Origin of the sequence: Photorhabdus sp. RM96S (assembly GCF_042879335.1) — a bacterium.
Lineage (GTDB): Bacteria > Pseudomonadota > Gammaproteobacteria > Enterobacterales > Enterobacteriaceae > Photorhabdus > Photorhabdus kayaii.
On record NZ_JBHFKT010000001.1, the window covers coordinates 184,573 to 209,694 of the forward strand.

22 protein-coding genes and 6 tRNA genes are annotated in these 25,122 nt (G+C 44.1%); 1 reads left to right on the top strand and 27 read right to left on the bottom strand.

What is annotated here, in order from left to right; translation table 11 throughout:
* Positions 1 to 5: 5 nt before the first annotated feature.
* From mrdA to miaB, 16 genes are all read right to left on the bottom strand, one after another.
* The gene (gene mrdA / locus ACGF49_RS00965; RefSeq protein WP_113040916.1) at positions 6 to 1,901 is read right to left on the bottom strand and encodes a peptidoglycan DD-transpeptidase MrdA; all 1,896 of its coding nucleotides are present in this window, start codon (positions 1,899 to 1,901) and stop codon (positions 6 to 8) included.
* Positions 1,902 to 1,941: 40 nt separating this feature from the next.
* Positions 1,942 to 2,412: a 23S rRNA (pseudouridine(1915)-N(3))-methyltransferase RlmH gene (gene rlmH, locus ACGF49_RS00970; RefSeq protein WP_113040917.1), complete on the bottom strand. Its 471-nt coding sequence runs from the start codon at positions 2,410 to 2,412 to the stop codon at positions 1,942 to 1,944.
* Positions 2,413 to 2,414: 2 nt separating this feature from the next.
* Positions 2,415 to 2,741 carry a ribosome silencing factor gene (gene rsfS / locus ACGF49_RS00975; RefSeq protein ID WP_191214694.1) on the bottom strand — a complete coding sequence of 109 codons (327 nt, stop codon included), beginning with the start codon at positions 2,739 to 2,741 and terminating at the stop codon, positions 2,415 to 2,417.
* A gap of 98 nt (positions 2,742 to 2,839) precedes the next feature.
* On the bottom strand, positions 2,840 to 3,517 hold the full coding sequence (nadD, locus tag ACGF49_RS00980; RefSeq protein ID WP_113040918.1) for a nicotinate-nucleotide adenylyltransferase: 678 nt from the start codon (positions 3,515 to 3,517) through the stop codon (positions 2,840 to 2,842).
* A complete protein-coding gene (gene holA / locus ACGF49_RS00985; protein ID WP_113040919.1) occupies positions 3,501 to 4,541 on the bottom strand; it encodes a DNA polymerase III subunit delta in 1,041 nt (346 codons plus the stop codon). The genes nadD and holA overlap by 17 nt, the downstream gene beginning before the upstream one ends.
* A complete protein-coding gene (gene lptE / locus ACGF49_RS00990; RefSeq protein ID WP_113040920.1) occupies positions 4,538 to 5,086 on the bottom strand; it encodes an LPS assembly lipoprotein LptE in 549 nt (182 codons plus the stop codon). The genes holA and lptE overlap by 4 nt, the downstream gene beginning before the upstream one ends.
* Positions 5,087 to 5,099: 13 nt before the next feature.
* Positions 5,100 to 7,682, bottom strand: a complete 2,583-nt coding sequence (gene leuS / locus ACGF49_RS00995; RefSeq protein WP_113040921.1) for a leucine--tRNA ligase — start codon at positions 7,680 to 7,682, stop codon at positions 5,100 to 5,102.
* 162 nt (positions 7,683 to 7,844) lie between these two features.
* Entirely contained in the window at positions 7,845 to 8,570 is a 726-nt protein-coding gene (locus tag ACGF49_RS01000) for an amino acid ABC transporter ATP-binding protein (protein WP_113040922.1), read from the bottom strand.
* Complete coding sequence (gltK, locus tag ACGF49_RS01005) at positions 8,570 to 9,244, bottom strand: glutamate/aspartate ABC transporter permease GltK (RefSeq protein WP_387488932.1); 675 nt, start codon at positions 9,242 to 9,244, stop codon at positions 8,570 to 8,572. The genes ACGF49_RS01000 and gltK overlap by 1 nt, the downstream gene beginning before the upstream one ends.
* Positions 9,245 to 9,985, bottom strand: a complete 741-nt coding sequence (locus ACGF49_RS01010) for an amino acid ABC transporter permease (RefSeq protein ID WP_113040923.1) — start codon at positions 9,983 to 9,985, stop codon at positions 9,245 to 9,247.
* A gap of 133 nt (positions 9,986 to 10,118) precedes the next feature.
* Positions 10,119 to 11,012 (bottom strand): amino acid ABC transporter substrate-binding protein, encoded by an 894-nt coding sequence (locus ACGF49_RS01015; protein ID WP_113040924.1) that lies wholly within the window; start codon positions 11,010 to 11,012, stop codon positions 10,119 to 10,121.
* 580 nt (positions 11,013 to 11,592) lie between these two features.
* Positions 11,593 to 13,122, bottom strand: coding sequence for an apolipoprotein N-acyltransferase (gene lnt, locus ACGF49_RS01020; protein ID WP_113040925.1), 1,530 nt, complete (start codon positions 13,120 to 13,122; stop codon positions 11,593 to 11,595).
* A 7-nt stretch (positions 13,123 to 13,129) separates the two neighbouring features.
* Positions 13,130 to 14,011, bottom strand: coding sequence for a CNNM family magnesium/cobalt transport protein CorC (gene corC, locus ACGF49_RS01025; RefSeq protein WP_113040926.1), 882 nt, complete (start codon positions 14,009 to 14,011; stop codon positions 13,130 to 13,132).
* A 72-nt stretch (positions 14,012 to 14,083) separates the two neighbouring features.
* Complete coding sequence (gene ybeY / locus ACGF49_RS01030; protein WP_113040927.1) at positions 14,084 to 14,551, bottom strand: rRNA maturation RNase YbeY; 468 nt, start codon at positions 14,549 to 14,551, stop codon at positions 14,084 to 14,086.
* Positions 14,548 to 15,525: a PhoH family protein gene (locus ACGF49_RS01035; RefSeq protein WP_191214707.1), complete on the bottom strand. Its 978-nt coding sequence runs from the start codon at positions 15,523 to 15,525 to the stop codon at positions 14,548 to 14,550. Before ACGF49_RS01035 ends, ybeY begins: the two co-directional genes overlap by 4 nt.
* A gap of 87 nt (positions 15,526 to 15,612) precedes the next feature.
* The gene (miaB, locus tag ACGF49_RS01040; RefSeq protein WP_113040928.1) at positions 15,613 to 17,043 is read right to left on the bottom strand and encodes a tRNA (N6-isopentenyl adenosine(37)-C2)-methylthiotransferase MiaB; all 1,431 of its coding nucleotides are present in this window, start codon (positions 17,041 to 17,043) and stop codon (positions 15,613 to 15,615) included.
* A gap of 198 nt (positions 17,044 to 17,241) precedes the next feature.
* On the opposite strand from miaB, the gene ubiF reads away from it, so the two are divergent.
* Positions 17,242 to 18,423, top strand: coding sequence for a 3-demethoxyubiquinol 3-hydroxylase (gene ubiF / locus ACGF49_RS01045; RefSeq protein WP_113040963.1), 1,182 nt, complete (start codon positions 17,242 to 17,244; stop codon positions 18,421 to 18,423).
* Positions 18,424 to 18,509: 86 nt separating this feature from the next.
* Here the strand turns inward: ubiF and ACGF49_RS01050 are convergent, their stop codons facing one another.
* From ACGF49_RS01050 to nagE, 11 genes are all read right to left on the bottom strand, one after another.
* Entirely contained in the window at positions 18,510 to 18,758 is a 249-nt protein-coding gene (locus ACGF49_RS01050) for a hypothetical protein (protein ID WP_387488938.1), read from the bottom strand.
* Between the two features lie 28 nt (positions 18,759 to 18,786).
* Positions 18,787 to 18,861, bottom strand: a tRNA-Gln gene (locus ACGF49_RS01055).
* 5 nt (positions 18,862 to 18,866) lie between these two features.
* Positions 18,867 to 18,943 (bottom strand) — tRNA-Met (locus ACGF49_RS01060).
* A gap of 54 nt (positions 18,944 to 18,997) precedes the next feature.
* Positions 18,998 to 19,072, bottom strand: a tRNA-Gln gene (locus ACGF49_RS01065).
* Positions 19,073 to 19,124: 52 nt separating this feature from the next.
* Positions 19,125 to 19,199, bottom strand: a tRNA-Gln gene (locus ACGF49_RS01070).
* A 28-nt stretch (positions 19,200 to 19,227) separates the two neighbouring features.
* Positions 19,228 to 19,312, bottom strand: a tRNA-Leu gene (locus ACGF49_RS01075).
* A gap of 6 nt (positions 19,313 to 19,318) precedes the next feature.
* Positions 19,319 to 19,395, bottom strand: a tRNA-Met gene (locus tag ACGF49_RS01080).
* Positions 19,396 to 19,546: 151 nt separating this feature from the next.
* Positions 19,547 to 20,770 (bottom strand): ROK family protein, encoded by a 1,224-nt coding sequence (locus ACGF49_RS01085; RefSeq protein WP_113040929.1) that lies wholly within the window; start codon positions 20,768 to 20,770, stop codon positions 19,547 to 19,549.
* A gap of 15 nt (positions 20,771 to 20,785) precedes the next feature.
* Positions 20,786 to 21,946: an N-acetylglucosamine-6-phosphate deacetylase gene (gene nagA / locus ACGF49_RS01090; protein WP_113040930.1), complete on the bottom strand. Its 1,161-nt coding sequence runs from the start codon at positions 21,944 to 21,946 to the stop codon at positions 20,786 to 20,788.
* An 84-nt stretch (positions 21,947 to 22,030) separates the two neighbouring features.
* Positions 22,031 to 22,843 (bottom strand): glucosamine-6-phosphate deaminase, encoded by an 813-nt coding sequence (nagB, locus tag ACGF49_RS01095; protein WP_113040931.1) that lies wholly within the window; start codon positions 22,841 to 22,843, stop codon positions 22,031 to 22,033.
* Between the two features lie 277 nt (positions 22,844 to 23,120).
* Positions 23,121 to 24,650, bottom strand: coding sequence for an N-acetylglucosamine-specific PTS transporter subunit IIBC (nagE, locus tag ACGF49_RS01100; RefSeq protein WP_387488942.1), 1,530 nt, complete (start codon positions 24,648 to 24,650; stop codon positions 23,121 to 23,123).
* Positions 24,651 to 25,122: the final 472 nt, after the last annotated feature.

Genomic DNA, 25,122 nt, shown 5'->3' on the forward strand with positions numbered 1-25,122 from the left:
GTTAATCAGTCACTTTCTGTTCCGGGAGGTGTAGGGACAGCATTCGGCAATGTTGTGTTGTTATCCCCTAATAGTACATGGTCGAGGATTTGGCGAACAAGGGTTCCCACTGCTGGACCTGCACCACCATTCTCTAAAATAATGGAAAGGGCTACTGTCGGATTTTCATAAGGAGCGAAAGCGATCATCAGCTTATGATCCCGTAAATGCTCAGCAATTTTACTGGCATTGTAGGTTTCATAACTGTAGACCTGTGCTGTTCCTGATTTGGCCGCTGCTTTGTAAGGCGTGCCGATAAAACTCTTGTGGCCGGTACCGTTTGGCAGGTTAGCAACACCGTACATACCGTTTTTTGCTAATTCCCAATATCCTGAATGGATATCACCGATCTGAATATTTTCTATTTGTTGATAAGGGATCATCTCACCTTTCAGCTTTTTGCTTAGCAGAAGATGTGGTGTTTTTACATTACCGTCGTTAATTAAGGTTGTCAGCGCTTTTACCAGTTGAATGGGGGTTGCTGTCCAATATCCCTGGCCGATACCCACAGGAATGGTATCTCCTTGATACCAAGGTTTTTTATATTTTCTTTGTTTCCATTCGCGGGTAGGCATGATACCGGTGCGCTCTTCGGCTAGGTCGATGCCAGTATGTTCGCCATAGCCAAACTTGGTCATCCATTCAGATAGACGATCAATTCCCATATCATAGGCTACTTGATAGAAGAAAGTATCCGCCGATTCTACAATGGCTCTGTGTGCATTGAGACTACCGTGCCCCCAACGTTTCCAGTCACGGTAGCGTTTTTCTGAACCCGGTAATTGCCACCAACCCGGATCAAAAATAGTGGTATTTTTATTGATAACGCCTGTACTTAGTGCTGCGACGGTAATAAAAGGTTTCACTGTCGAAGCTGGAGGATAGATTCCTTGAGTAGCACGATTAATAAGCGGCCTATCAGGATTGTTTAATAGCTCTTGGTAGCTCTTATTGGAGATACCGTTTACGAATAGGTTTGGATCATAGCTTGGGTTAGATACCAGTGCCAGAATTTCCCCATTCCGTGGATCACTGACAACGACCGCAGCGCGGCTGGTTGTGAGGAGTTTCTCAATGTAAATCTGCAATTCGAGATCGATAGTTAGGTAAATATCTTGTCCGGCCTGTGGTGGTTGTTCATGTAATTGGCGTATCACCCGGCCTCGGTTATTCACTTCGACTTCTTCATAACCCGTTTTGCCGTGTAAAACAGTTTCATAATAGCGTTCAATACCCAGTTTGCCGATATCATGGGTAGCGGCGTAATTAGGTAAAATACCTTCTTTATCCAATCGTTCTACATCTTTATCATTAATTTTAGCAACATAGCCGATGATATGTGTCAGTGCTGAACCATAAGGATAGAAGCGGCGTTGGTAGCCTTTTATTTCAAAACCAGGGAAACGATATTGGTTAACGGCAAAGCGTGCTACTTGAATATGATCAAGTGAAGTTTTCAATGGAATAGAGGTAAAGCGGCGCGAGCGTTTACGCTCTTTTTCAAAATTGGCAATATCTTCGTCAGTCAGATCGATAACATTACGTAAATCATTCAGCGTTTGCTCAAGGTGTTCTACCTTTTCAGGTATGATTTCCAACTGATAGATAGTTCGATTAAGTGCCAATGGCGTGCCGTTTCGGTCATAAATGATCCCGCGGCTTGGCGCAATTGGAACCAGTTTAATACGGTTTTCGTTTGAGCGGGTTTGATAGTCTTCGTGGCGGGTGATTTGTAAATGGTAAAGATTGGCCATCAGGATACCAGTCAGTACCAGGATGATAATAAACGCCACCAATGCGCGGCGAGCAAATAGGGCTGATTCAGCCGTATAATCACGAAAAGGGGTACGTTTATTCTTCATCCCATTGCCAGAAATTCGCTTTTATCCGTTGATAACCAAATTATTCCCGATGATAGGGATGATTGGTCGTAATACTCCATGCCCGGTACAGGCTTTCCGCAACTAAAACTCGCACCAGAGGATGGGGTAAGGTTAGCGGTGACAGTGACCAGCTTTGTTCTGCGGCAGCTTTACATGCCGGAGCGAGACCTTCGGGCCCACCTATCAACAAACTGACATCTCTACCATCCCGTTTCCAATGTTCAAGCTGTTGCGCCAATTGAGGCGTTTCCCAGCGGGAACCCGGAATGTCCAGGGTGACAATACGGCTGCCTTTGCTGACAGCGGCCAGCATTTGTTCGCCTTCTTTTTCCAGAATGCGTTTAATATCCGCATTTTTCCCCCGTTTGCCAGCCGGAATTTCTATCAGGTCAAATGGCATGTCTTTGGGAAAACGACGCAAATAATCTGTAAAGCCGGCCTGTATCCAGTCCGGCATTTTTGTACCTACAGTGATTAATTGCAGCTTCAAACTCAGCTCCAGAGCTTTTCGAGTTCGTACATGCGGCGGCTCTCTTCTTGCATGACATGTACGATAACTTCACCGAGGTCTACGACAATCCAGTCAGATACGCCTTGTCCTTCAACGCCAAGTGGGATCAGGCCGCTCGCACGACAGTCATCAACCAGATTATCTGCGACAGACATCAGATGGCGGTTGGAAGTTCCGGTGCAGACAATCATGCAATCGGTAATACTTGATTTCCCTTGGACATCAAGGGAAACAATATCCTGTGCTTTGGAGTTTTCAAGCTTATCAATAACAAACTGTTGGAGTTCTTTACCTTGCAAAAGGCTCATCCTTATTTTTTATCACAATTGATTAAATAGTGCGGAATAATAGCATGTCAGGTCACTTAAGGGTAAGTCAACTAAGCGACTAATCGAGGCAGATTCCGCTATTGGCGATATAACCCCTGTGAATCTATATACTTTTGTACTGAAAGGGGGAGTAAATCGTCACAACTTAACCCTTGCTGGTGGCGTTGACGGATGTCTGTTGCTGAGATCGACAGCAGAGGTGTATCTGCCAGATAGATATAACCGTTAGGTTTACTGCCAAGCTGGCTTGGATCGCAGATTTGATGTTTTGTAAGCCATTGTTGCATTTCAGTTGTGGAAAACTGAGTTTGATAACCAGGACGAGCACAAACTAGCAAATGGCAGAAACTCAGTAGTTCTGACCAACGATGCCAAGTATGCAGTGATAACAAAGCATCCTGGCCGATTATAAATGCTAGTGGTTGTTTGTTACCAAGTTCCTGACGGAATGACTCTAGCGTATCAATTGTGTAAGAGGGGATAGTGCGCTCCAGTTCACGCTTATCGACGGTAAACAGTGGGCTATCCTGTATTGCCAGTTGTACCATTTCAAGCCGCTGTTGTGCAGTGGCTTCCGGTTGTGGGCGGTGTGGGGGGACGTGATTTGGTAGTAAAATCACTTGATTCAGGCCAGTTTGATATGCAAGGGTTTCAACTGGTTGTAAGTGCCCGTAATGGATGGGATCGAATGTTCCACCAAATAATGCTTTAATAACGGGTTGTTTCGGGCAAGTAGAATCAATGGTATGAGGCATTAAAAAAGCTCTCAGGTAAGGTTTTTCCACATAACAGCATGGAAAGAGTTTCTAAATCTGACCAAATAGACTGGCCGTAATCCTGTTTGATCTGGCGTTCCATCTGTACAAGTAAATGAATTGCTCGCTGCAAATCATGTTGAGTGAGACGTTGCAGTGCGCTTGTCAGTAATGGACGGCGGTTTTGCCATACCCGATGCTGATCTAACAGTGTTTTCATCGGGGTTGTGGTACTTTGACGTTTCAGAGTGAGCAGCAGCAGTAATTCACGCTGTACGGTACGTAATAGAATAACAGCTTCGCAATCTTCCTGTTTTAACTGTTTCAGAATATGCCAGGCTCGTTTTGCTTTACCTGATAATAGCGAGTCTACCCAGTGATAAGGTGTAAAATGAGCCGCGTCATTCACCGCATTTTCGACACGATGTAAGGTTAGTTTACCGTCTGGGTATAGCAGGGAAAGTCGCTCAAGTGCCTGAGCTAACGCCAGTAAATTTCCTTCATAACAATAACACAGGAGTTGATTGGCTTGTTCTTCCAGTGCCAATTTCATGGCTTTGGCCCGGTGTGCAACCCATTGCGGCAGACGGTTCTGTTCGGGGGGCTGACAACTGACATAAACACCATTTTTTCCTAGTATTTTGAACCAGTTACTGTTCTCCTGAGCCTTGGTCAATTTCAAACCGCGTAGTATTAGCAGTATATCTGGGTGAAGTAGTCCTGCCAGTTTCACCAGTTGTTCGGCTATGGTTGTGTTAGGGCCATTTTCCGGCAGTAGTAAAGTGAGTGTTTGACGGCTAGCAAACAGACTTAGTGACTGACAAACACTGAATATCTCATCCCACTCGGTGTGATTATCCAGTGTATAGGTGAAGTGTTCAGTGAAGGCGTGTTTTTCAGCAGCCTTGCGGATATGATCCTGGCTTTCCTGTAATAGTAGGGGTTCATTACCCCATATTAGATAACAGTTTCGCAGCCCCTCATTGAGCTGCGAAATCAGTTGTTCGGGATAGAGTTTGATCATTGTGCTTGCGCAGCTTGCTGTCCCACCTGTTTTTCTCTGGCTTTCTGCTTTTCTGCGTTGTGAACGGTCAATAACTGGCGAACTAACCGGCGAGCAGCTTGTTCGCGCATTTCCTGATTGATTATCTCGTTTTCAGCATCTTTCGCCAGGGCCTCTAATGGGTTGTCGAAAAAAGAGCGGTCAACCCTGGATCGCAGCGGGTATACGCTACCGTCTGGCATAATAACCTGAGCATCGACATTCAGTGTCAATTGACGTTCAGCCGCCTTACCATCTTGGAAAATAGAGACAGTATCTTTATTTTCAGAAGAGTTAATTAACTTCAAAACAGGAACATCAGCGCTACCATCCTCAAGGATAGTGACATTATTCAGACGAAGCTGTTGGCGAACGGAACGGGCCAGTGGCCCATATGGGTCACTGCTTGTTAATTGCAGCTTTTTGAGTTCAGGTGGCACCTGGGTGGTACCGCGCAGATGAAAACCGCAGCCAGCGGTGACCAGCACCGCTAACCCCAGCAACAACGCTAAAATACGATGTCGCACATTGCCTCCTTTATCAGCCGACGACCAGATTCAGCAGTTTGCCTGGTACATAAATGACTTTGCGAATAGTGACGCCTTCAAGATATTTCGTCACACCATACTCTTTTGCTGCCATATCATGAACATATTCTTTAGTCGCCTCAGCTGGCACAGTAATACGACCACGCACTTTACCGTTAACTTGAATGACGACTAACTTGGTATCGTCAACCATTGCTTGTTCATCAGCTTGTGGCCAATCAGCCGTATCAATATCACCTTCACCTCCCAGAGCTTGCCACATAATAAAGCAAGCATGGGGAGTTATTGGTGACAACATACGGACAACTGCCAGCAGAGCCTCTTGCATCAGAGCGCGATCCTGTTCAGTTTCCTGTGGTGCGCGGGCCAGTTTATTCATCAATTCCATTACGGCAGCGATAGCAGTATTGAATGCCTGGCGGCGACCGACATCATCTGTGACTTTAGCAATGGTTTTGTGCAGATCTCGGAATAGATCTTTTTGTTCCATTGTCAGGTTTGTGATGTCTAGCGGTTGAGTTGCCCCTTTGCTGCTATGTTCATAAACTAGGCGCCATACACGTTTCAGGAAGCGATTTGCCCCTTCAACACTGGATTCTTGCCATTCTAGCGTCAGCTCTGGTGGAGCCGCGAACATCATAAACAGGCGAACGGTATCAGCCCCATATTTTTCTACCATCAATTGTGGGTCAATACCGTTGTTTTTGGATTTAGACATTTTGCTCATGCCGGTATAAACCAGTTCATGGCCTTCTTTATCCGTCGCTTTAATGATTCGGGTTTTATCATCACGCTCAACAATAGTATCAGCTGGGGAAACCCAGATTTTTTCACCATCTTTGCCGATGTAATAAAAAGCATCGGCTAGAACCATGCCTTGACATAACAGGCGCTTAGCAGGTTCATTGGAATTGACCAGGCCAGCATCACGCATCAGTTTATGGAAGAAACGGAAATACATCAGATGCATGATAGCATGTTCGATACCACCGATGTATTGGTCAACTGGCAGCCAATAGTTAGCTGCTGCTGGATTGAGCAGGCCCTTGTCATAATCTGGACAGCTGTAGCGAGCGTAGTACCAGGAAGACTCCATAAAAGTATCGAAGGTATCTGTTTCACGTAGTGCTGGTTGGCCGTTAATAGTGGTTTTCGCCCACTCAGGATCAGCTTTAATTGGGCTGGTGATGCCGTCCATTTTGACATCTTCTGGCAGAATAACTGGCAGTTGAGCTGCTGGAACCGGAACAACTGTGCCATCTTCCAGCGTTGCCATTGGAATAGGAGCGCCCCAATAACGTTGACGAGAAACTCCCCAGTCACGCAGACGATAGTTGACTTTACGCTTACCTACGCCCATTTCCACCAGTTTATCAGCAATAGCATTGAAACCATCTTCGTGATTCAGACCGCTAAATTCACCGGAATTAAACAGGATATTCTTATCTGTTACAGGCGCTTCATGGACGTTTGGTTCATTGCCTTCGCTATCCAGAATAACGGCTTTTATTGGCAGGTTATATTTTGTCGCAAATTCCCAGTCGCGTTGATCGTGACCAGGCACTGCCATGACAGCACCGGTGCCGTATTCCATCAGGACGAAGTTTGCAACCCAGATTGCCACTTTTTCTTTGGTCAATGGATGAATAGCAAACATACCGGTTGCCATGCCTTTCTTCTCCATTGTTGCCATATCTGCTTCTGCAACTTTGGTATTACGGCACTCATCAATGAAAGCAACCAGTTCGGGGTTATTTTCTGCTGCTTGTTTTGCCAGAGGATGACCTGCGGCAACCGCAACATAAGTGGCACCCAGGAACGTATCAGGACGAGTGGTATAAACGGTCAGCTTCTCCTGACTATCAGCCACATCAAAAGTGATTTCTACCCCTTCAGAACGACCAATCCAGTTGCGCTGCATGGTTTTGACTTGTTCAGGCCACTCTTCCAGCGTATCCAGATCATTTAACAACTCTTCGGCATAATCAGTGATCTTGATAAACCATTGCGGAATTTCTTTACGTTCAACTTTGCTATCACAACGCCAGCAGCAGCCATCGACCACTTGTTCATTAGCCAGAACAGTCAGATCGTGGGGACACCAGTTAACTGCGGAGGTTTTTTTATAAACCAAGCCCTTTTCATACAATTTGGTGAAGAACCACTGTTCCCAACGGTAATATTCCGGGGTACAGGTTGTGACTTCACGATCCCAGTCGTAACCGAAGCCCAGTGTTTTCAATTGACCTTTCATATATTCAATGTTGGCGTAGGTCCACGGAGCAGGTGCGGTATTGTTTTTGACCGCAGCACCTTCCGCAGGCAGGCCAAACGCATCCCAACCGATAGGTTGCAGGACGTTTTTACCAAGCATACGTTGATAGCGGGAGATAACATCGCCAATAGTGTAGTTACGTACATGGCCCATGTGTAGTCGACCAGAAGGGTAAGGTAGCATGGACAGGCAGTAATATTTTTCTTTGCTGTTGTCTTCTGTCACTTTGAAAGTTTGCTTCTCTTGCCAGTGAAGCTGAACTTGCGGCTCTATATCTTCTGGACGGTATTGTTCTTGCATGGCACCGATGATCCTATGGTGAGTAAAAAGCTACGTTTGTAGCAATCATTTAGTTGGTAAAATATGAGGTCGGCATAGCATATCTGATTTGATATATAAGAAACAGAGGTTATGAGGGAAAATCCGATGGCGACGGGAGCCACCACCGGGGATGAAATGAGGTTAGTGAAGAATTTTAGCTAGAAATTCTTTGGCGCGATCTGATTTTGGATTCGCAAAGAAATCTTCTTTTTTGCTATCTTCAACAATTCTGCCTTCATCCATAAAGATAACTCGGTTGGCTACTTTACGAGCGAAGCCCATTTCGTGAGTAACAACCATCATGGTCATCCCTTCATTTGCCAGTTTAACCATGACATCGAGCACTTCATTGATCATTTCAGGATCGAGTGCGGAGGTAGGTTCGTCAAATAGCATAGCAATTGGGTCCATACAAAGAGCACGGGCGATTGCTACACGTTGTTGTTGACCACCGGAAAGTTGAGACGGGAATTTATCCGCTTGGCTGGCAAGCCCAACGCGTTCAAGTAATTTCAACCCCTTTTCTTCCGCCGCTTTTTTATTGCGATTAAGCACTTTAATCTGCGCTAGAGTTAAATTCTCAATGATGGATAAATGGGGGAAAAGCTCAAAATGTTGGAACACCATGCCGACTTTAGAGCGTAGTTGTGCCAGATTGGTGTTTTTATCATTAACTTTAATGTCATTAACCAGAATTTCACCCTGTTGGATGGATTCCAGGCCATTGACCGTTTTTATCAGGGTGGATTTGCCTGAGCCAGATGGGCCACAGACCACAACGACTTCACCTTTTTTAACTTCAGTTGAGCAGTCGGAGAGAACCTGAAATTGGTCATACCACTTGGATACATTTTTCAGGGAGATCATCAAACAGTCCTTTTCTTCAAATAGTTAACCAGCATAGATGCGGCAATACTAATAATAAAATAAACCAAACCAGCAAATAGGATCATTTCGACCTGAGTGCCATCACGCTCACCGATATTTGCCGCAGTACGGAAAAAGTCCGCTAGACTGAGCACATACACCAATGAGGTGTCTTGAAACAGTACGATACCCTGAGTCAGTAACAGCGGGGTCATCGCACGGAATGCCTGAGGCAGGATAACCAGCCTCATACTTTGCATTGGTGTCATACCCAATGCCAGTGCTGCCGAAGATTGCCCGCGGGAGATACTCTGAATTCCCGCCCGGATAATTTCTGAATAATAAGCAGCTTCGAAAAAGGCAAACGCTACCACAGCTGAAATTAAACGAATATCAGTCTTTGGAGAAATCCCCAGAACGTTTTGCACCAGGCTAGGCACAATCAAATAGAACCATAACAGTACCATAACCAATGGTACAGAACGGAACAGATTGACATATAAAGTGGCAAACCAGCTCAATATTTTTACCGAAGAGAGGCGCATAACAGCCAGTACAGTTCCCCAGAGAATACCGACAACAACAGCAATAATCGTGATTTTTGCGGTAATGACTAAGCCTTGTAGCAGAAATGGGATACTGGGGATAATCGAACTCCAGTCAAACTCGTACATTTATTGACCTCCAATATTACCCGGTAAACGCACTTTTTTCTCAAGCAAGTGCATGGCAAGCATAATCACCAGATTGATTCCGATATAAGCTAGTGTAATCGCCGTAAATGTTTCATAAGCATGTGCTGAGTAATCAAGTAACTTACCTGCTTGTGCTGCCATATCTACCAGACCAATAGTGGAGGCAATGGCGGAGTTTTTCACCAGATTCATTATTTCTGATGTCATGGGTGGAATAATCACTCGATAGGCATTGGGTAATAGGACATAGCGATAGGTTTGTGGCAGAGTTAGCCCCATTGCCAGCCCTGCCGCTTTTTGACCGCGTGGTAGTGATTGTATGGCGGCACGAACCTGCTCACACATCCGAGCAGCAGTGAAAAGACCTAAACAGACAGTGGATGAGATAAAAAATTGGATATTAGGGTCCAGTTCAGTTTTAAACCACAGACTGATTTTTTCTGGTAGTAGTTCAGGTACAACCAGATACCAGATAAAAAATTGAACTATCAATGGTACGTTACGAAAGAGCTCAACATAACAGGTACCTATTCCAGATAATATTTTATTGGGAACAGTGCGTAAGATGCCGAACAGTGAGCCGACAATGAAAGCGATAATCCAGGCGCAGATAGACAAGGCAATCGTCACCTGAAATCCAGCTATCAACCAGCCTAGATAAGTCGTATTGCCGAAAGGGGCAGCTTGCAAAAAGATGCCCCAATTCCAATCGATTGACATAATAATACTCCCTGTTAGGGTGTAGCTTGATCCCCTGAAAACGATTGATTGGCTGAGAAAAAAAAGCGAGGTAGGGAACGGCTACCTCGCACCCTGTGATGCCAATCAAATAGTCATTTTTCTAATTATATTTCTAGTCAAGTGCCTTATCATTTGGCGATTTAAATAGTGCTTTCATTTCATCAGACAAAGAGAAATTCAAGTTCAAGTTCTTGGGTGGAATGGGGTGTTTGAACCAGCGCTCAAATGATTTCTCTGCCTCTCCGGAGGTTTGCGCTTGAACAATGGTCTCATCGATCAGCTTCTTGAATTGAAGATCGTCTTTGCGTGATATGCAACCATAGGCTTCTCTAGATTGAGGTGTACCAACAATTTCCCATTGATCAGGTTTTTTCGCTTTAGCGCGTTCACCTGCTAGTAGTGCATCATCTACCATAAAGGCGATTGCACGGCCAGATTCCAGAGTACGGAATGAGTCACCATGATCTTTTGCACTGATGATGCGCATTTTCATGTTTTTCTCATCGTTGAGTTTATTCAGCAATATTTCAGAAGTCGTACCTGCTGAGACAACGACATTTTTACCTGCCAAATCTGGGAAATCTTTTATACCGGAACCTTTTTTAGTCAGCAAACGCGTCGTAATAATAAAGATGCTGTTAGAGAAAGTGACTTGTTTCTGACGTTCAAGGTTATTGGAAGTGGAACCGCATTCGAAATCATAAGTTCCATTTTGTAGCAATGGGATGCGATTTTGCGAAGTCACGGGTATCAATTTTACTTGCAGATTTGGCATGTCCAGTTTTTTCTTCACTGCTTCAACAATCAGATTAGAATAATCCTGAGAGTAGCCGACGACTTTTTGATGGTTATCGTAGTAAGCAAAAGGTACGGAGGATTCACGATGTCCCACAATGATCACACCATCATCTTTAACCTTTTTCAGTGTTCCCGTTAATTCTTCGGCTTGAGCAGCCCCCGCGATGCCAAGTAACATCATGGTTAATACTAGGTTACGCATACGCATATATAACTCCTTTAATGTGGCTATCGTTTGCGATGTTGTGTTTGCAAAAGACTCTCTGGGATTTGTTTTTTATCGAGGATCATTTGCTGTTATATGTACATATAGTGTTAAAAAATAGTACAAAAGGGTTAGATAATGAAAATGAATTGTTTCTATTTCGGGAGCTGTCTCGCACTATAAATGAACAATGTTGTTTATCTTGCACAATAAAGATACGTGATTATCATTTTTTTGGTGCATGTTCCCATTTTTTATTAGTGAAACAGCTATTTTCCTTTTCATTCATAGATATAGCAGCAATTAGCGTGCCAAAATAATAAAGAAGGGTAAAATTAATACCAATAAGTTGTTTAAGTAGGTTATTTGTATAACATAGAGTGATATCAGTTATTGAGAGTTGGCATAGTTGATTATTAACCATGCCAAATTATTTTAGGATGGGTCAACGATTGAATTGGGCAAGGTATATTTCATACTAATCGCCAGACGATTCCATAGGTTGATAAGGCCGATTAATAATGTTAAATCGACAATCTCAAGGGAGCATTTTTGCTCCCTTTTGGCTATATGGATATTTGGATTAAGATTTACGGCGGTTATACGTTAAGGCAAACAGGGCAAACAATACGGTAATTATCCATACCGGCCAGTTACCCCAGCGTGCATAGGGTGTTATCCCGGTTGCAGGTGTCACTTTAGCTACCAAAACATTACGGGTAAATTGTGGAAGTGCTGCTTGCACTTTTCCGTCCGGGCGGATAACGGCTGTAATGCCGTTATTGGTACCACGTAGTAACGGGCGTCCTAATTCAAGGGAACGCATGCGCGCCATTTGGAAATGCTGCCAAGGGCCGATTGAACCACCAAACCAAGCATCATTGGAAACAGTGAGTAAGAATTCGGTATCCGGCTTGAAATTCGCACGAACTTGTTCACCCAGTGTGATTTCATAACAAATAGCAGCCGTCAGGTTATATCCTGCAACAGAAAGCTGCGGTTGAATGTAGTTGCCACGGCTGAATGAAGACATGGGTAAGTTGAAGAATGGCGCCAGAGGCCGGAGTAGGGATTCCAGCGGGACAAATTCACCGAATGGTACCAGATGATATTTATCGTAGCGAATAGCTGCTGGATATTGATAAGGTCTTTTATCGCCGAGGACAATCACGCTATTATAGATTTTATCACTGTCGCCAACGGCTCTTTCATCGACAATACCGGTAATAAGGCTGGTATGTTGATTACGTAATAGCTCATCCAATTTTGTTAGAAAGTGGCGTTGATAACTTTCCAATGAAGGAATAGCGGATTCCGGCCAGATGATTATCGGTATTTTACCGATGTATGGCAGGCTGTTGCCCATGTAAATGTCTATAGTTTCGCTGAGCATTTTAGGGTCCCATTTCAGGGACTGTGGAATATTTCCTTGAACTAGCGCTACATCAACGGTTTTTTCAGGTTGTAGGCTGTACCATTGATAATGACGCATAGGCAATGGTAACAGTAGAATGACGATAGCGATAATACCCGCGACAATTTTCCGGTGTACCACAGCCAGAACGAATAACCCACTGATAGCCATTAGCAGGAAAGTGATTGCTTCAACACCGAAAATTGGCGCGATAGCCTTCATCGGACCATCTAATTGACTGTAACCGAATTGTAGCCAGGGGAAACCGGTTAGAATCCAGCCTCGCAGGAATTCTGTGAGTTGCCATAATACAGGTGCTGCTACAGCCAGCCTCAACCCGTTCGTTTTTGCGAAGAAACGATTGAGTAAGCCAGCGAATAAAGCAGGATAGAGCGAGAGATAGGCGGCAAGTAATATGACCAGCAGAATATTGACTGCTGTTGGCATGCCACCGAAATTAGCAATACTGACATACACCCAGTTTGTACCACTGCCGAACAGACCGAACCCCCAACAAAAAGCAATAAATGCCGCTTGTCGGGGTGTTCTGTTTAAAGTCAGAAGTTGTAGTCCAAACAGGGAGATAATCGCGGCGGGCCAGAAGTCAAAAGGCGAAAAAGCCAGTGTTCCACTGGCTCCAAAAAACAGTGCCAGTAAGGCGCGCAGCCGCTGGCAATTTAATAATGAAGCTTTGTTCATTCAGATTTTATTCTTCTTCAAGATTAGGTATTGGCGCATCGTCCGGTATCGTAACATAAACCTGAATAATCCTTCGGCTGTCGGCCATAGCAACTTTAAAGAGATAGCCGTTGATATCAACGGACTCTCCTCTGGCGGGTAAATGACCGAATGCCTGCATAACCAGACCGCCAATAGTATCCACTTCTTCATCACTGAATTGGGTGCTAAAGGCTTCATTAAAGTCTTCAATCTGAGTCAGCGCTCGTACCGTATAGGTATGACGGCTCAAAGCACGAATATCGACATCTTCTTCTTCATCGTATTCGTCTTCAATTTCACCGACGATCAGTTCAAGAATATCTTCGATAGTGACTAGGCCCGATACACCACCAAACTCATCAATGACGATTGCCATATGATAACGTTGAGAACGGAATTCTTTCAGCATGCGGTCAACCCGTTTACTTTCAGGTACAACGACAGCCTGACGCAGAACCTTATCTATGCTGAATGGTGGGGCATCGGTGCGCATAAATGGCAATAGATCTTTTGCCATTAAAATCCCTTCAATATGATCTTTATCTTCACTGATCACAGGGAAACGAGAGTGAGCCGAATCGATAATTACATCCAGACATTCGTCCAGGGTTTGATTACGTTTTAAGGTAACGATTTGAGAACGGGGGATCATGATATCCCGGACACGCTGATCGGAAATATCCATTACCCCTTCGAGCATATCGCGGGTATCAGGATCAATCAGATCGTTTTGTTCAGAGTCACGGATCAATTCCACCAGTTCATCACGGCTTTTTGGCTCACCATGGAAAAGCTGGTTAAGAAGAAGAGTGAAAAACCCTTTCTTAGGGCCAGGGTTGTCGTTATTTGAAGGATGGTCGTCGCTCATGGAGTTTTAATGAAAATTTCCCATTAAATAAGTTATTGTTGGTATTTTTTAGCATAAAAATGGTACGAATGGTTACTCTTTTTCTGCAAGATAGGGGTCAGTATAACCTAACTTTTGCATAATTTCTGTTTCCAAAGATTCCATTTCTTCAGCTTCATCATCTTCGATATGGTCATAACCCAGCAGATGTAGACAGCCGTGGACAACCATATGCGCCCAATGTTCTTCTATTGTTTTTTGTTGCTCCTCCGCTTCTTTTTCAACGACTTGACGACAAATAATTAAATCGCCAAGCAGGGGTAAATCAACCTCTGGTGGTGCCTCAAATGGGAAAGATAACACATTTGTTGGCTTATCTTTACCACGGTAGGTCAGATTTAAATCGTGGCTTTCTGCCTTATCAACAATGCGGATAGTGACTTCGCTTTCAGATTGAAATTGAGGTAAAACCCCGTCCAGCCACCGCTGGAACAGGGTTTCTTCAGGAAGACCTTGTGAATGCTCACAGGCAATTTGTAAATCAAGTATTACTGAACTCATTGTGCTTCCTGCTTGCGTTGTTCACTGAGTGCCTGTTTGCGTTTTTGCTCGGTTGCTTCCCACTCTTCATAGGCAATGACAACTTTGGCAACCACCGGATGGCGGACAACATCATCACTGTGGAAAAAGTTGAAACTCAGCTCGCCGACGCCTGATAGAACTTCAATGGCATGGCGTAGGCCGGATTTTTGCCCACGAGGCAGGTCAATCTGCGTAACGTCACCGGTAACAACCGCTTTGGAGTTGAAGCCGATACGGGTCAGGAACATCTTCATCTGTTCGATGGTTGTATTCTGGCTCTCATCCAGAATAATAAAAGCGTCGTTCAGGGTTCGTCCTCGCATATAAGCTAATGGAGCAACTTCAATAACGTTACGTTCGATCAGCTTCTCAACTTTTTCAAAGCCGAGCATTTCAAACAAAGCGTCGTAGAGTGGGCGCAAGTACGGATCCACTTTTTGGCTCAGGTCACCCGGTAGGAAACCCAATTTTTCGCCTGCTTCGACGGCCGGACGGGTTAGCAGGATACGGCGAATCTCTTGTCGTTCCAGTGCATCAACCGCAGCTGCAACGGCCAGGTAAGTTTTTCCTGTGCCTGCGGGGCCAATCCCGAACGTAATATCGTGGCTAAGAATATTGGCAATATACTGTGCCTGATTGGGCGTACGTGGTTTCACCATGCCGCGTTTGGTGCGAATATTAACGGATTTACCGTATTCGGGTATGCTCTCGGCAGTTTGCTCCAGAACCCGGCTCTCGGTAATTGCCAGATGAATCTGTTCTGGCTTGATATCTGGGATCACACCACGGACAGGGGAAGTTTCCGCATATAAATGCCGTAGGATATTGGTGGCTGCGCTAACGTACAGCGGTTTGCCCATCAGTTTAAAACGGTTATCACGACGGTTAATTTCAATACCTAGCCGACGTTCAAGCTGTTTCAAATTGTCGTCAAACGGACCACACAGGCTCATTAGGCGCTGATTGTCGGCGGGTTCGAGGAAAATTTCCTGAGTTGCTATTTGTGAATGAATTTGTTGAATCACTGATTATCTCTATATTTATGGCTGATAAGTGCCGACCCCGATTTCATCTTCTTTACGGGTACGGGCTATAACGGACTCAGGTGATTCGTGTGTACGAAGATCCATTTGATCTTCGGTACGGATAACTTTACCGCGTAGTGAGTTGGCGTAGACATCAACAATTTCAACATCAACGAATTTGCCAATCATATCAGGCTGGCCTTCAAAGTTGACAACCCGATTGTTTTCGGTACGGCCAGAAAGTTCCATCACATTCTTACGGGAAGTTCCTTCAACCAGAATACGTTGTACACTGCCCAACATAGCACGGCTGTAGCTCATAGCTTGTTGGTTGATACGTTGTTGTAACAGGTAAAGTCGCTGTTTCTTCTCTTCTTCGCTGACGTCATCAGGCAGATCGGCTGCCGGCGTTCCCGGACGAGCAGAATAGATGAAGCTGTAGCTCATATCGAAATTGACATCAGCGATCAGTTTCATGGTTTTCTCGAAGTCATCTTGGGTTTCACCTGGGAATCCGATAATGAAGTCAGAGCTTATCAAGATATCAGGACGTGCTTTACGCAGTTTGCGGATAATGCTTTTATACTCAAGGGCTGTGTGGGCACGTTTCATCAACGTTAGAATACGGTCCGAGCCACTTTGCACCGGTAGATGTAGGAAGCTAACCAATTCCGGTGTATCTTCGTAAACAGCGATAATATCGTCTGTAAACTCAATTGGGTGGCTAGTCGTAAAGCGAATACGGTCAATACCATCTATAGCCGCTACCAAACGAATTAACTCAGCGAAAGAGCAGATATCACCATCATAAGTGGCACCACGATAAGCATTCACGTTTTGACCGAGAAGGTTGACTTCACGTACGCCTTGAGCGGCAAGTTGAGCGATTTCAAACAGAATATCATCACATGGGCGGCTAACTTCTTCTCCGCGAGTATAAGGTACGACACAGAAAGTACAGTATTTGTTGCAGCCTTCCATAATAGAAACGAATGCAGACGGACCTTCAGCACGCGGCTCAGGTAGACGGTCAAATTTCTCGATTTCCGGGAAGCTGATATCAACAACCGGGCTGCGGGTGCCTTTCACCTGGTTGATCATTTCAGGTAAACGGTGCAATGTTTGCGGCCCGAAAATGATATCCACACATTGAGCGCGCTGACGGATGAAATCTCCTTCCTGAGAGGCTACACAGCCACCGACTCCAATGATGATATCAGGATTAGTATCTTTTAGGTTTTTCCAGCGGCCTAATTGATGGAAAACCTTTTCCTGTGCTTTTTCGCGGATTGAACAGGTATTCAATAGCAAAATGTCTGCTTCTTCGGCGACATCGGTTAACTGATAACCGTGAGTACTTTCCAGCAGGTCGGCCATTTTAGATGAATCATATTCATTCATCTGACAGCCCCAAGTTTTAATATACAGTTTTTTTATCGTCGACATTTTCTTGTGCATCCGAGCTTTCTACCGCGCTGAAAAGTGTTATTACACGGCAAAAGCAATTGTGTATTAGGCATAAAGTTGTCGGATATTGTAGTCATTTGCAGGAGCAGTGACCAGACTGTTAAACAGGATATTCTCTACCGGAGAATTAAAAATTCGGTACACTGTACTAATCAATGGGTTAATAGCATGGCTGATATGAATAATTCACAACAGATTTTTGATGTAGTGGTGGTCGGTGCTGGCATGATCGGCGCTGCAACAGCATTGGGGTTGGCACAGGAAGGTTGGAAAGTCGCTTTATTGGATCATCAACCACCACAATCTTATGATACACAGAGTCAGCCAGATGTACGCGTATCAGCAATCAGTTGTGCTTCTGTCGATTTGTTCAAACAACTTGGCGCATGGGATGCGGTATTACAGATGCGCAGTGCGCCGTATCGTAGATTAGAGACCTGGGAACAGAATGATTCTAATTTGGTGTTTGATGCACAAAGTTTAGGGCTGCCTGAGTTGGGCTATATGGTTGAAAACCGTATCTTGCAACTGGCTCTGTGGCAGCAGTTTGAAAAATATCCCAATTTGACTTTGCTATGCCCGGCAGTATTGCAATCAATGCAGTGGCAGAAAGTAGGGTGGTTAGTGACTCTGGTTGATGGAATGAAAATGGCTGCACGTTTGATTGTTGGGGCTGATGGTGCTCGTTCTCAGGTTCGGCAAATGGCAGGAATTGGCAGTCGTGGTTGGCAGTACAGACAGTCTTGTATGTTGATCACGGTAAAAACAGAACAGCCACAGCAGGATATGACTTGGCAGCAGTTTTTTCCTTCTGGCCCGAGAGCGTTTCTTCCACTGTTTGATCAATGGGCTTCGCTGGTGTGGTATGACAAACCGGCACGTATACGACAATTACAGACAATGTCAATGGCTCAACTTGAACAGGAGATTTTCCAGGCATTTCCTGTACGGTTAGGTAAAGTGACTCCCGTTGCCGCTGGTTCATTTCCTTTGACTCGTCATCATGCTAACCGTTATGTGCGTGAAGGATTAGTATTGTTGGGGGATGCAGCTCATACCATTAATCCACTGGCCGGGCAAGGAGTAAATCTTGGTTATCGGGATGTGAATACTCTGCTTGATGTTTTGGTGAAAGCGAGAGAATTAACAGAACAGTGGGATTCATTGGAAGTATTGAAGCGTTATCAGCGCCGTAGAATGCCGGATAACCTAATGATGCAAGCTGGAATGGATCTATTTTACACCGTGTTCAGTAATGAATTACCAGGGCTGAAAGTTGCTCGTAATCTGGCGCTGATGGCAGCTCAACGGGCTAGCGTAATAAAAAAAGCGGTGCTTAAGTATGCGTTGGGATTGTAGCGTATATACCCGTCATCTTTCAAGTTGCCTCTTTGTTGGCTGCACTCGCTCACCCCGGTCACATAGTTACCTATGCTCCCGGGGATTCACTCCCTTGCCGTCGCGATGCATCTTGAAATCCATAGGGTATAGAACTGGGAGTGAAGATTACAAGCACGTCGTAAGTTTATATTATGGCGTGGACGGTTTGCTTTTTTATATGCAGCAATTAACAAGCAAGCAAGAAAAGATAGGGGGCTGGAAAGCAAAAAAACCACCTCTTGGCGGCCTTCTACATCAAAATATATTCTACCTGTATATTCTTTTTCTATTCTTTCTGTATATTTTTTCAACACGTCGCTTCATGTAACACATTGATAAATATGGCTGGGGTACCAGGATTCGAACCTGGGAATGCCGGAATCAGAATCCGGTGCCTTACCGCTTGGCGATACCCCAATAAATGGTGGCTACGACGGGAATCGAACCTGTGACCCCAGCATTATGAGTGCTGTGCTCTAACCAGCTGAGCTACGTAGCCTTTTTTGATGTGAGAAAATTTATTAAAAAACACCAGTGAACGACATCCAGTCAATGGCTGGGGTACCAGGATTCGAACCTGGGTATGCCAGGATCAAAACCTGGTGCCTTACCGCTTGGCGATACCCCAACTGAAAGTGGTCACTGTGCAACATGTTGTCAGAATTGTGCTATCAGAATTATGGCTGGGGTACCAGGATTCGAACCTGGGTATGCCAGGATCAAAACCTGGTGCCTTACCGCTTGGCGATACCCCATCTGAGTAACGACAACTCGATGAATGAATGGTGCGGGAGGCGAGACTTGAACTCGCACACCTTGCGGCGCCAGAACCTAAATCTGGTGCGTCTACCAATTTCGCCACTCCCGCAAAAGATGGTGGCTACGACGGGAATCGAACCTGTGACCCCAGCATTATGAGTGCTGTGCTCTAACCAGCTGAGCTACGTAGCCATCTTTTTTGCATTACCTTCATCGGCGTTGCGGGGCGCATTATGCGTATATCAGCTAAATGCGTCAACTGCTTTTTTCTCGAAATCTGTTTAAAGTCGCTTGTTTGTTTGGCATATAAGCATTTTGATGGCAAAATCAACAAAAAATAACATTACCCTTCGAGTAAGTGTTGTAACAGAACGCCATTAAGCATAGCACGTTTAGTCAGAGCGAAGGCGCCAATAGCAGAACAGTGGACTAATTCAGAAATAACGATCGGCAGATCTTGACGAAATTCTTTCAGGACCTGAGAGTTGATACAACTTTGAATAGCGGGTAAGAGTACTTTCTGAGCTTCAGTAATTTCTCCCGCCAGAACAACTTTCTGTGGATTAAATAAATTAATCGCGATAGAGATAGTTTTGCCGAGGTAATGGCCGACACTTTTTATTACTTCAGATGCTAATGGATCATTTTGATTAGCGGCTTGGCAGATAGCTCTGATATTGCAGTTATTCAATGTTAGCTGGCTTGGAAAACCTTGCTTTAATTGATGTTGAACTCGCGCTTCTATCGCTGAGTTAGCGGCGATAGTTTCCAGGCAGCCAAAATTGCCACAGTGACAGCGTTCACCGAGTGGATCAATTTGAATATGACCAATTTCACCTAAGTTTCCTCTATTATTGAGAAGTATCTGGCTATTGATAATCACCCCGGCACCGGTACCCCGATGGATACGTACCAGTATTGAGTCTTCACAATCACGGGTGGCGCCGAAATAGTGTTCAGCCAATGCCAAGCTGCGGATATCATGACCAACAAAACAGCTAATGTTGAAATGTTTTTTCAGGTTATCGACCAGAGTCCAGTTGGTTACTTTGATATGAGGCATATAACGGACGATGCCGGTATCTGGGTCAACTAATCCGGGCAGGATAACTGAAATGGCGATCAGTTCGCAGATTCTGTGTTGATTTTGCTGGATAAAATTTTCTATTGCGTTGATGAGCTGGTTTTCAACTTTTTGCTGAGTCGCTTCAGGCAGTGGATAATGTTCTTCAACCAATGCCTTGCCACTCATATCATAAAGAGCAAGAGTAGCATCATGGCGGCCAAGGCGGACACCAACAGTATGGAAGTGGCGATTTTCTGTAACGATGGAAATGGCGCGGCGGCCTCCGGTAGAGGCTTGTTGATCGACTTCTTTAATCAAGCCGCGTTCAAGTAACTGACGAGTAATTTTAGTCACACTAGCTGGCGCAAGTTGACTTTGTTCAGCAATTTGAATGCGAGAGATTGGCCCTTGTTGATCAATCAGCCGATATACCACGGCTCCGTTAAGTTGCTTTACAAGGTCAATATTACCAATTTGTTTTTGTGTGTTGTTATAACTCATCAGCTATTTAGTCCGTCAAAGTTCAGTTTCTTTTCCGTTAACGATGGTCTTGCGAATTTCAAAGTCGTGACTGAAAACAATGAGGTTAGCGATTTTCCCGGTTTCAACAGTGCCAAGATATTTATCAACACCAATTGCGCGGGCAGGGTAAAGAGTTGCCATCCTCAGTGCTTCATCCAGTGCAATACCAACATGTTCAACGCTATTTTTAACGGCATCTATCATAGTGAGAGAGGAGCCACTTAGAACGCCGTTTTGGTCAACACATAATCCGTTGCGATAGTATATGACCTTACCTGCAAAGGTGAAATGTTCCATTTTACTGATGGCAGGATCAAGTCCTGCTGGGACCGTCGCATCCGTTACCAAAATTAATTTATCATTTTTCAAACGTTTAGTATTACGAATATTTGGCCATGAAACGTGCAAACCATCAGCGATGATTCCAGCATAGATTTCAGGTGTATCAAAGATAGCGCCAATCAAGCCGGGTTGGCGTCCCGAAATAGCAGGCATGGCATTATAAAGGTGGGTTGAGATAGTAATTCCGTTTTGGAATCCCTGTCGGGCCTCTTCATAACTGGCATTTGAATGACCGGCAGAAACAACAATACCGGCTTCTACCAACTGCTGAATATATTTTTGCTCAACCATTTCCGGTGCGAGGGTCAACTTAGTGATGACATCAGCGTTATCGCACAGGAAATTTATCATTTCAGATGTAGGCTTACGGATAAGCTCTGGATTATGAGTGCCTTTCTTTGCTGGATTGAGATAAGGTCCTTCCAGATGCAAACCTAAGGCCTGATGCTGATTATGTTTAAGATAGGTGCGCATTACCTCAACAGAGGCTATCATCAATTCGTCTGTGCTGGTAATCAGAGTTGGCAAATAGCTGGTGCAGCCAGAGCGTTCATTGGTTCTTTGCATGATATCCAGTGTTTTTTCTGAAATGTTTTCCAACTGATCGTTGAACTGAACACCACCACAACCATTAACTTGCAAATCAATAAAGCCGGGGCAAAGTATTGCACCATTCATATCGCGTGTGACAATATCTTTTGGTAAATTTTGTATTGAGCAAACACTGTTGATTAAGTCGTCTGCAATTATAACGGCATGCTCATCTAGTCTGTTGTGACCGGTATATATAATGCAGTTGGTTAAAGCATACATCTTAGCCTCCTATGGGATCGGGAGATGATGATTGAAGATAATGACGGTAATCAGCCTGAGAGAGGCATCAGGCTGCGTAGATTCTTATTTTTTGCTGGCGAATTCGTTGATAATATCTGCTTCCAGTTGATGGAAGTATTTGACTGTTTTTACCTTCAATTCCATTGTTGCCGGTTCGTCACAGACAATGATGGATTTAGGATGCATTTGCAGACAGCTTATTGTCCACATATGGTTAACATTGCCTTCAATTGCCGCCTGAATGGCTTGGGCCTTATTTAGACCCGTTGCAAGGATCATAATTTCTTCTGCATCCATTAACGTGCCTACACCTACGGTCAGGGCATATTTAGGCACCTGATTAATATCATTATCGAAGAAGCGGGAGTTAGCCGTGCGGGTTTCTACGGTAAGTGTTTTAATGCGTGTACGGGAAGTCAGGGATGATGCGGGTTCATTGAAAGCAATATGACCGTCATTACCGACTCCCCCCATAAATAGATGAATCTGACCGTAAGATTTAATTTTGTCTTCATAACGTTGACATTCTGTTTCGACATCAGAAGCATTACCATTGAGCAGGTTGATATTTTCCTTTGGAATATCAATATGATCAAGGAAATTTTGGTGCATAAAATGGTGATAGCTTTGTGGATGATTTTCGGCGATACCGACATATTCATCCATATTGAATGTCACGACATGTCTAAAGCTGACTTTCCCTGCTTTATGCAGAGCAATTAATTCGTTATAAGTTGCCAGTGGTGTACTGCCGGTTGGCAACCCCAAAATAAAAGGGTGCTCGGCGGTGGGGTTAAATGCATTGATTTTGCTAACGATATAGTGTGCGGACCATTTACCAACGTCACTTGCATTCGTTAGGGGGATCAGCCTCATAATTGCCTCTTAAAACAAGAAATTATAGCAGTTGGATAAATTAGTTGATTAACTAATCTTTTTATCGCGTGAATATTAAATCATTTTTATAAGCAGAGATATGCTGTACTTCAAAGATATTTTTCATCTTAAAATAAGATGCGAAAAATAGCCAGAAAATTAATAGGATAAATGATGGATTTTACTGTTTTTGTCACTTATTAAGTCATCTTATTTTTGCAAGAAAAATAAAAGGGAACGAGAGATGAGTTCCCTTTTAAGTTCGAGGTGTTTTTAACTACGATCTTTTATTTGGTGACCTTTTGTCTGGTCTATCTGAGGGTAGCTGAGTACGTATCTGCCCGGCAATATTTTCTGCCTGGGGTCCCAATACCACTTGAACACTCTGTTTACCTATTTTCAGGACGCCTTTTGCACCTAATTGTTTTAACCGGTGTTCATCCAATTGTGTGTTGTCTTCAACGGTCAAGCGAAGACGGGTAATACAGGCATCTACGGTATGAATATTTTGTGCACCACCAAGAGCGGTAATGTAATGTTGAATTGTTTCGTTGTCTTGGGAGGCGGAAGTCGCTTGGGTTGTTTCTCCAATTTCGCGGCCTGGTGTACGTAAGTTGAAAATACGAATCATGAGGGTGAAGCAAACAAAATACAGCACAAAGAACAAGGCGATTAATGGGATTAACAACCACGGCTTGGTTGCCAGACCCCAGCTCAATACAAGGTCAATTAATCCGGCAGAGAATCCAAAGCCATGCAGAATACCCAATGAATTGACGATAATCATGCTAACACCAGCCAATATTGCATGTAGAACATATAAAGCTGGAGCCAAGAATAGGAATGAGAATTCTATTGGTTCAGTTATACCGGTTAAGAATGTTGTCAAAGCGACGGATAATAGCATCCCGCCGATCTGAGGACGACGTTCCTTTGGTGCTGCAAGATACATTGCCAGCGCAGCACCGGGCAAACCGCCCATAAAGATGGGATAAGCCCAGGCCATATAGATTCCGGCATGTGGATCACCGGCGAAGAAACGGTTCAAGTCGCCGCGGCTCATATCGGTGGCTATTTGGGTAATGGTAGAGCCATCAATACCTGGAACTGCTGCGCCGACGGTCAGAGAACGGACAACATCCGGAGCCAGGCAGATATTATGTACAGAACTGGCTAAGTCATAAGTAATTTTCAGACAGTCACCCAGACTAAACCAGAAAACAGAATGCAGGATATAGTGCAAACCAAATGGAATGAGAGAGCGGTTAAGCACACCATAAGTAAACCATCCGGCCATGCCGCTCTTTGATACTAAAAGGCTGAAAGTATCAATACCGTGCTGGACATATGGCCATACATAGCCACATATCCATGCAATGAACAGACAAATAATGCCGGTCATGATAGGGACTAATCGCTTACCGGCGAAGAAAGCAAGAAACTCTGGCAGACGTGTATTTGAAAAACGGTTATAACAATGACCGGCAACAATACCTGCGATAATACCTGCGAAAAAAGACATATTGATAGTCGAGTCTATGACTGACGTGGCTTTAGTGAGTACTAAAAAACCGACGACACCTGCCAGCGCGGCAGCGCCAGCATTATCTTTTGCTAAGCCTATTGCGATACCTAATGCAAATAACAGAGGGAGGTTTTCAAAGATACCACCGCCAGCGCTGGCGATGAAAGGAATATTAAATACGTCGGGTTGACCGAAACGTAGCAAAAGCGCCGCTATGGGAAGCGTGGCAATGGGAAGCATTAATGCTTTTCCCAATCGCTGCAAGTAATTGAATATACCCATAATGCTTACCTTAGTTGTAGGAAGTTTTATTGAAAAAATAGCTCGCTATTAACAACAGCAATACAACTTATTTTTAGTCGAAAAATAATAAAAAGCTACACATAAGTGAGTAATTGTGATCACTGTAGCGATATTGTTTAAAATTGCATAAATTGAGTCATCTGTAGTAAACGGGTTCAAATTTTTAACTGAATTAACTTAATGATTTAATTACGGGAAGATGTTGCCAGGAATTTTGTAAATGGGCGTTTGTATGTGCCCATTGATTTGGTGAATAGTTGAAGTGTTATGATAGACACTCAGAAACGGGGTTTTTGTTTGCCATATAACTTATTGAAACTTCTTCCCAAGCTTTGCCCATACTATCTTCAAAACATGCTTTTGAAATTAAAGAGCTTATATATTGTAACTGCTGATTAATAGTGAATAGGTTTTTTTCGTATATTGAAATCCATAGGATATAGTGCCAATT

What these genes read in the sequence shown, in the direction of transcription:
- mrdA (WP_113040916.1), bottom strand. Translation starts at nt 1,901, where the DNA reads ATGAAGAATAAACGTACCCCTTTTCGTGATTATACGGCTGAATCAGCC.
- rsfS (WP_191214694.1), bottom strand. Translation starts at nt 2,741, where the DNA reads ATGAGCCTTTTGCAAGGTAAAGAACTCCAACAGTTTGTTATTGATAAG.
- nadD (WP_113040918.1), bottom strand. Translation starts at nt 3,517, where the DNA reads ATGCCTCATACCATTGATTCTACTTGCCCGAAACAACCCGTTATTAAA.
- holA (WP_113040919.1), bottom strand. Translation starts at nt 4,541, where the DNA reads ATGATCAAACTCTATCCCGAACAACTGATTTCGCAGCTCAATGAGGGG.
- leuS (WP_113040921.1), bottom strand. Translation starts at nt 7,682, where the DNA reads ATGCAAGAACAATACCGTCCAGAAGATATAGAGCCGCAAGTTCAGCTT.
- ACGF49_RS01000 (WP_113040922.1), bottom strand. Translation starts at nt 8,570, where the DNA reads ATGATCTCCCTGAAAAATGTATCCAAGTGGTATGACCAATTTCAGGTT.
- gltK (WP_387488932.1), bottom strand. Translation starts at nt 9,244, where the DNA reads ATGTACGAGTTTGACTGGAGTTCGATTATCCCCAGTATCCCATTTCTG.
- ACGF49_RS01010 (WP_113040923.1), bottom strand. Translation starts at nt 9,985, where the DNA reads ATGTCAATCGATTGGAATTGGGGCATCTTTTTGCAAGCTGCCCCTTTC.
- ACGF49_RS01015 (WP_113040924.1), bottom strand. Translation starts at nt 11,012, where the DNA reads ATGCGTATGCGTAACCTAGTATTAACCATGATGTTACTTGGCATCGCG.
- lnt (WP_113040925.1), bottom strand. Translation starts at nt 13,122, where the DNA reads ATGAACAAAGCTTCATTATTAAATTGCCAGCGGCTGCGCGCCTTACTG.
- corC (WP_113040926.1), bottom strand. Translation starts at nt 14,011, where the DNA reads ATGAGCGACGACCATCCTTCAAATAACGACAACCCTGGCCCTAAGAAA.
- ybeY (WP_113040927.1), bottom strand. Translation starts at nt 14,551, where the DNA reads ATGAGTTCAGTAATACTTGATTTACAAATTGCCTGTGAGCATTCACAA.
- ACGF49_RS01035 (WP_191214707.1), bottom strand. Translation starts at nt 15,525, where the DNA reads ATGAGCCTGTGTGGTCCGTTTGACGACAATTTGAAACAGCTTGAACGT.
- miaB (WP_113040928.1), bottom strand. Translation starts at nt 17,043, where the DNA reads ATGTCGACGATAAAAAAACTGTATATTAAAACTTGGGGCTGTCAGATG.
- ubiF (WP_113040963.1), top strand. Translation starts at nt 17,242, where the DNA reads ATGAATAATTCACAACAGATTTTTGATGTAGTGGTGGTCGGTGCTGGC.
- ACGF49_RS01085 (WP_113040929.1), bottom strand. Translation starts at nt 20,770, where the DNA reads ATGAGTTATAACAACACACAAAAACAAATTGGTAATATTGACCTTGTA.
- nagA (WP_113040930.1), bottom strand. Translation starts at nt 21,946, where the DNA reads ATGTATGCTTTAACCAACTGCATTATATATACCGGTCACAACAGACTA.
- nagB (WP_113040931.1), bottom strand. Translation starts at nt 22,843, where the DNA reads ATGAGGCTGATCCCCCTAACGAATGCAAGTGACGTTGGTAAATGGTCC.
- nagE (WP_387488942.1), bottom strand. Translation starts at nt 24,650, where the DNA reads ATGGGTATATTCAATTACTTGCAGCGATTGGGAAAAGCATTAATGCTT.